The 5,875-nt window shown below is 66.1% G+C and carries 5 protein-coding genes; all 5 read left to right on the forward strand.

Annotated elements, in window-relative coordinates:
* Positions 1-126 (forward strand): SDR family oxidoreductase (locus tag K728_RS20595; protein WP_156911270.1); only part of this gene is annotated, 126 nt, incomplete at its 5' end.
* Between the two features lie 67 nt (positions 127-193).
* Positions 194-1,099: a fumarylacetoacetate hydrolase family protein gene (locus K728_RS0110200; protein ID WP_024476622.1), complete on the forward strand. Its 906-nt coding sequence runs from the start codon at positions 194-196 to the stop codon at positions 1,097-1,099.
* A complete protein-coding gene (locus K728_RS0110205; protein ID WP_035747800.1) occupies positions 1,092-2,285 on the forward strand; it encodes a CaiB/BaiF CoA transferase family protein in 1,194 nt (397 codons plus the stop codon). The genes K728_RS0110200 and K728_RS0110205 overlap by 8 nt, the downstream gene beginning before the upstream one ends.
* A gap of 44 nt (positions 2,286-2,329) precedes the next feature.
* Positions 2,330-3,490: an acyl-CoA dehydrogenase family protein gene (locus K728_RS0110210; protein WP_024476624.1), complete on the forward strand. Its 1,161-nt coding sequence runs from the start codon at positions 2,330-2,332 to the stop codon at positions 3,488-3,490.
* The gene (locus K728_RS0110215) at positions 3,487-5,220 is read left to right on the forward strand and encodes an IlvD/Edd family dehydratase (protein ID WP_024476625.1); all 1,734 of its coding nucleotides are present in this window, start codon (positions 3,487-3,489) and stop codon (positions 5,218-5,220) included. The genes K728_RS0110210 and K728_RS0110215 overlap by 4 nt, the downstream gene beginning before the upstream one ends.
* The last annotated feature ends 655 nt before the right edge of the window (positions 5,221-5,875 follow it).

The following is a 5,875-nucleotide window of genomic DNA, read 5'->3' on the forward strand; positions in this document are numbered from 1 at the left end:
CCCGCCGGCCGGTACGGTGCGCCCGAGGAGTTCGGCGCCGTCGTCGCCTTCCTCGCCAGCGTCCCCGCCGCGTACGTGACGGGCGAACAGGTCCGCTGCGACGGCGGCCTGGTCCGCGGCTACTAGCCCACCCGCAATTTCCTGACTCTCTCGTTCCCTATCCTTTAACCATTGACAGAAAGAAGCGCTGACCATGCATTTGGCCTCAGTACGCGAAGGCGGCGACGAACTCGCCGCGGTGATCCACCCCGAGCGCGGCGTCGCGCTGGTCCGTGACCTCATCCCGGGCTTCACCGGCGACCTGTTGGAGCTGCTGGCCACCGATTCGCTGGCAAAGCTGGAGTCGTTCGCCGACTCAGCGGACACCGACGTCTTCCGGGACCGCGACACGGTGACATTCGGCGCCCCGTACCGGCATCCGCGGATGCTGTGGGGCATTGGCCTGAACTACGTCGAGCACGCCTCGGATCTGTCCGAGGGGGTCCCGGACGAGCCGGCGTCGTTCATCAAGGGCGATCACACCATCATCGGTCCGGGCGAAAACATCACCATCCCGCACCAGAGTGTGCGCACCACGGCCGAGGCGGAACTGGGGCTCGTGATCGGCAGCTACTGCCGTGACGTGGAGCCGGAGGACGCGCTGTCCTATGTGGCCGGCGTCGTCACCCTGCTGGACCAGACCGCCGAGGACATCCTGGAGAAGAATCCCCGGTTCCTCACCCGGTCCAAGAACTTTCCCGGCTTCTTCTCCTTCGGGCCGGAGATCGTGCCGCTGTCGGAGGTGGCCGACGACGCCGGGTCGCTGGCCGCCGTCGAGGTGTCCACCGTGATCAACGGCAAGGTGCACCGCAGCAATGTGGTCGGCAACATGAGGTACTCCCCCGAGTACCTGGTCAGTTTTCACAGCAAGGTGATGCCGCTCTACCCGGGGGACATCATCTCCACCGGCACGCCGGGCGCCGTGCACATCAGGGCGGGTGACGTGGCGGAATGCCGCATCCCCGGCGTCGGGGTGCTCAGCAACCCGGTGGTCGACCAGACAACCAGTGTTGGTCAAGAAGACAGTGCTCATCAGGAAGGCAGTGGCGTCAGTGAGTGACACCCCCGACGACGGATTACCGGCCGGCCCCCTGGACGGCATCAAGGTGGCCGACTTTTCCAGGGTGCTCGCGGGACCGTTTGCCTCGATGATGCTGGCCGATTTCGGGGCCGATGTGATCAAGGTGGAAAGCCCGTCCGGCGATGACACCCGCAGCTGGACGCCGCCGGTGGACGAGTACGGGGTGGGCACCTATTTTTCCAGCGTGAACCGCAACAAACGGTCGGTGGTGTGCGACCTGACCACTCCCGAGGGGCAGGCGGCGGCACTGGAGATCGCGTTGACGGCCGACGTCGTGATCGAGAACTTCCGTCCCGGCATCATGGAGCGGTTCGGGCTGGATTACGAGTCCCTCATCGACCGGCGGCCGGACCTGATCTACTGCTCCATCACCGGGTTCGGCAGCACCGCCGGTGCGCACCTGCCGGGCTATGACCTGCTGGTGCAGGCCGTCGGCGGGCTGATGAGCGTCACCGGTGGGCTCGATTCCGAGCCCAGCAAGGTGGGCGTGGCCCTGGTGGATGTGGTGACCGGGCAGAACGCCGTCGTCGGGATCCTCGCCGCGCTGCGGTCGCTGGAGCAGACCGGGGTGGGCCAGCGGGTGGATGTGAACCTGTTGTCGTCGCTGCTGTCGGGGCTGGTGAACCAGGCGTCGAGCACGCTGGCCACCGGTGAATCCCCGCAGCGGATGGGCAACGCGCACCCGAGCATCGCGCCGTACGAGACGCTCCGGACCGCCGATGGCCCGCTGGCCGTGGCCGTCGGGACCGACAAGCAGTTCGCCGGGCTGGTCCGGGTGCTCGGTGTGCCCGAGCTTTCCAGCGATGAACGGTTTGCGGGAAATTCGAACCGGGTGGCCAACCGGGTGGTGTTGAAGTCCCTGCTGGAAGAACAGCTGGGCTCCAGGTCCGCCGCCGAGTGGTCGGAGCTGCTCAGCGTCGCCGGTGTGCCCGCGGGGAAGGTGAACTCGATTGTTGAGGCGCTGGGACTGGCGGACACGCTGGGTCTCGCCCCCGTCGTCGAGATCGCCAATGCTGACGGGTCGCGGACCAGCCAGCAGGTCGCCAACCCCATCCACCTCTCCGGGACCCCCGCCCGGTACCGGCGCCCGCCGCCCCTACTCGGCGAGCACAATGGTGCCGCCTTTGACCTCCCCGCCGTTCCAGCGTTGCAACACCTACAGTGAAAGCAGGATCCCCAGTGACTTCCTCAACCGTTGAAAGCAGCACCATGACTGACATGTCAGACCTGATCGGTATTGAAGGCCTCCTCTCCCCCGAGGAAATCAGCCTGCGGGACACCGTGCGGTCCTTCGTTGACAGCGAGATCAAGCCGAACATCGCCCAGTGGTACGACGACGCCGTCTTCCCGATGGAAATCGTGCCGCAGATGGCCGAGCTGGGCCTGCTCGGCATGCACATCAAGGGCTACGGCTGCCCTGGTAAGTCCTCGGTGGAGTATGGGTTGGCCGCGATGGAGTTGGAGGCCGGCGATTCGGGTCTGCGGACCTTCGTGTCGGTGCAGGGTTCGCTGGCTATGAGCGCCATCTACAAGCACGGCTCGGAGGAGCAGAAGACCGAGTGGCTGCCGCAGATGGCTGCCGGGACCGCGATCGGTGCGTTCGGGTTGACCGAGCCGACTGCCGGGTCCGACCCCGGCGCCATGCAGACCTTCGCGAAGCGCGACGGGTCGGACTGGATCCTCAACGGTGCCAAGCGCTGGATCGGCCTGGCCTCGGTGGCGAAGCTCGCCATCATCTGGGCGATGACCGACGACGGCGTCCGCGGCTTCGTGGTGCCCACCGACAGCCCGGGGTTCGTGGCAACCCCGATCAAGCAGAAACTCTCCATGCGGGCGTCCATCCAGTGCGACATCACCCTGACAGACATCCGGTTGCCGGAGAGCGCGATGCTCCCGAACGCCAAGGGGCTGCGTGGCCCGTTCGAGTGCCTGAACGAGGCGCGCTATGGCATCATCTGGGGCGCTATGGGTGCGGCCCGGGACAGCTACCTCACCGCTCTGGCCTACTCGCAGGAGCGTCTGCAGTTCGGGAAGCCACTGTCCGGTTACCAGCTGACGCAGGAGAAGCTGGTGAACATGGCGCTGGAGATCAACAAGGGCACGCTGCTCGCCCTGCAGCTCGGCCGGTTGAAGGACGCCGGGACCCTGCAGCCGTACCAGATCTCGGTGGGCAAGCTGAACAACTGTCGCGAGGCGATTGCGATCTGCCGTGAGGCGCGGGCGATGCTCGGCGGCAACGGTGTCACCCTGGATTACTCGCCGCTGCGGCACGCGAACAACCTGGAGAGCGTCAGGACCTATGAGGGTACCGACGAGGTCCACACCCTGATCCTGGGCAACCACATCACCGGCGTCCCCGCGTTCCGGTGAGCGAAGCCGCTGCCCGTGCTTCTTCAGCTTCCGGCGGTAGTTCCGCCACCGGCATCCGCAAGGGCCTGACCAACTACGGGGACGCCGAGTTCTCGTTGTTCCTGCGGAAGGCGTTCATCAAGGGTGCCGGGTATTCCGACGACGCCCTGGACCGGCCGGTGATCGGGATCATCAACACGGGCAGCGGGTTCAATCCGTGCCACGGCAACATGCCGGCGCTGCTGGAGGCGGTGAAGCGTGGGGTGATGCTCGCCGGTGGGTTGCCGGTGGACTTCCCCACCATCTCCATCCACGAGAGCTTTTCGCAGCCGACCAGCATGTTCCTGCGGAACCTGATGTCGATGGACACGGAGGAAATGATCCGCGCGCAGCCGATGGACGCCGTGGTGCTGATCGGCGGCTGCGACAAGACCGTGCCAGCCCAGCTGATGGGTGCTGCCTCGGCGGGGGTGCCAGCGATTTCGCTGGTGACCGGATCGATGCTGACCGGCGGCTACCGGGGCGAACGGGTGGGCGCGTGCACCGACTGTCGCGCGTTCTGGGGCAAGTTTCGTGGCGGAGAGATTTCCAAACCAGAGATCGACGACGTGAACTCGCGTCTGGTCGGCAGCGTTGGCACCTGCTCCGTGATGGGGACGGCAAGCACCATGGCCTGCCTGACGGAGGCGATGGGGATTGCGATGCCGGGTTCGGCGTCTGCTCCTGCGGTCACGGCCGACCGGGTGCGGATCGCCGAGGCAACCGGGACGCAGGCTGTTGCCCTGGCCGCGGCCGGGACGAAGATGGACACGATCCTGACCCAGGAGGCGTTCGAGAATGGGCTGCGGGTGCTGCTCGCCATCGGCGGCTCCACCAACGCGATCATTCACCTGACCGCGGTTGCCGGTCGGTTGGGGATCCGGTTGTCACTGGAACAGTTGGACCGGATGAGCACGGAGACCCCGGTACTGGTGGATCTGAAGCCGTCCGGGAAGTATTACATGGAAGACTTCCATCGTGCCGGTGGCGTTCCCGCCGTCTTGCGGGAACTGGGTTCACTGATCCACCGGGACGTTCCGACCGTAACCGGCCGGACGCTGGGTGAGGAGATTGACGACGCCGGTCCGGGTTTCCCGCAGGACATCATCCGGCCGCTCTCCAATCCCGTGTATCCGGAAGGAAGCCTTGCGTTCCTTCGCGGGAATCTGGCGCCGGGCGGGGCAATCATCAAGCAGGCAGCCGTGTCGCCTGCGCTGCTGGAGCACACCGGCCCCGCTGTGGTGTTTGAGAATACGGCAGACCTGGCGGCGCGGATCGACGATCCCGATCTCGACGTCACCGCCGATTCTGTGTTGGTGCTGAAGAACATCGGTCCGGTCGGCGCACCAGGGATGCCCGAGGCCGGATATCTACCGATCCCGAAGAAGCTTGCCTCGCAGGGCGTGCGCGACATGGTGAGAATCTCGGACGGCCGGATGTCCGGCACCGCCGCCGGCGCAGTGGTACTGCACGTGACCCCAGAGTCAGCGGTCGGCGGACCCCTGCGGCTGGTGCAGACAGGCGACACGATCACCTTGAGTGTGAGCCGTCGGCTGATCCAGTTGGAGGTGTCCGATGCGGAACTGGCGCAGCGTGAAGAAGTGATGGGACCGGCAGCACCGGTGGTTCCGGAACGTGGCTACCGGAAGCTGTTCGTCACCGAGGTCACCCAGGCGGACGAGGGCTGCGACTTCCGCTTCCTGCAGGGCTAGTTGGCCAGTGGCTGGCGACTTGTCCGGTTACAGAGAATCTCCAAGCCTTGTTGCCAGTCCACCGACGCCCTACCCTAATCTCAGGTCACAGATTCCTAGGAGCCCTCATGAACGACATCCTTCCCGGCAGCCCAACCCGAGTGTGGACGTTCGTCTCAGGAGACTCCGCCCGCCAGGTAATCACCTGTGGGGCTGCTGCGGCGCAGGTCCTCTTACCCACGTTGTACGGTCCGCGCTTCAGGGGTGAAAACGCTCCGCCCAACGTGATCCAGCCAGCGCCCTACACCTTCACCGTCTGGTTTCCTATCTTCGCCTCCTCCATCGCCTACGCGGCCCACCAGGCACGCGGCCCGGCCAGCACCCGGGACATCTGGCGGGCAGCCGGGTGGCCCCTCGCTGGCGCGTTCGCCGCCACCGGCATCTGGGCGCCGCTGGTGCGATCCGGCAAGTTCTGGACCGGCCAAGGAGCGTTGGTGGCGATCGCTGTGCTCGCAGAGACGGGACGTCGCCGAATCGCTCAGGCCGAACTTAGGGGCGAGTTGAGTGCGGCCGAGATCATGGCGGCCGCCCCGGCAGCGGGAATGCTTGCGGCCTGGGGGCAGGCAGCCTGTGGAGTGAACCTGGCCGCCATCCTCGTCAGCAACCGTATTGTTCC

It is taken from the genome of Arthrobacter sp. CAL618, assembly GCF_000468215.1.
GTDB lineage: Bacteria > Actinomycetota > Actinomycetes > Actinomycetales > Micrococcaceae > Arthrobacter_D.

What these genes read in the sequence shown, in the direction of transcription:
- K728_RS0110210 (WP_024476624.1), top strand. Translation starts at nt 2,330, where the DNA reads ATGACTGACATGTCAGACCTGATCGGTATTGAAGGCCTCCTCTCCCCC.
- K728_RS0110200 (WP_024476622.1), top strand. Translation starts at nt 194, where the DNA reads ATGCATTTGGCCTCAGTACGCGAAGGCGGCGACGAACTCGCCGCGGTG.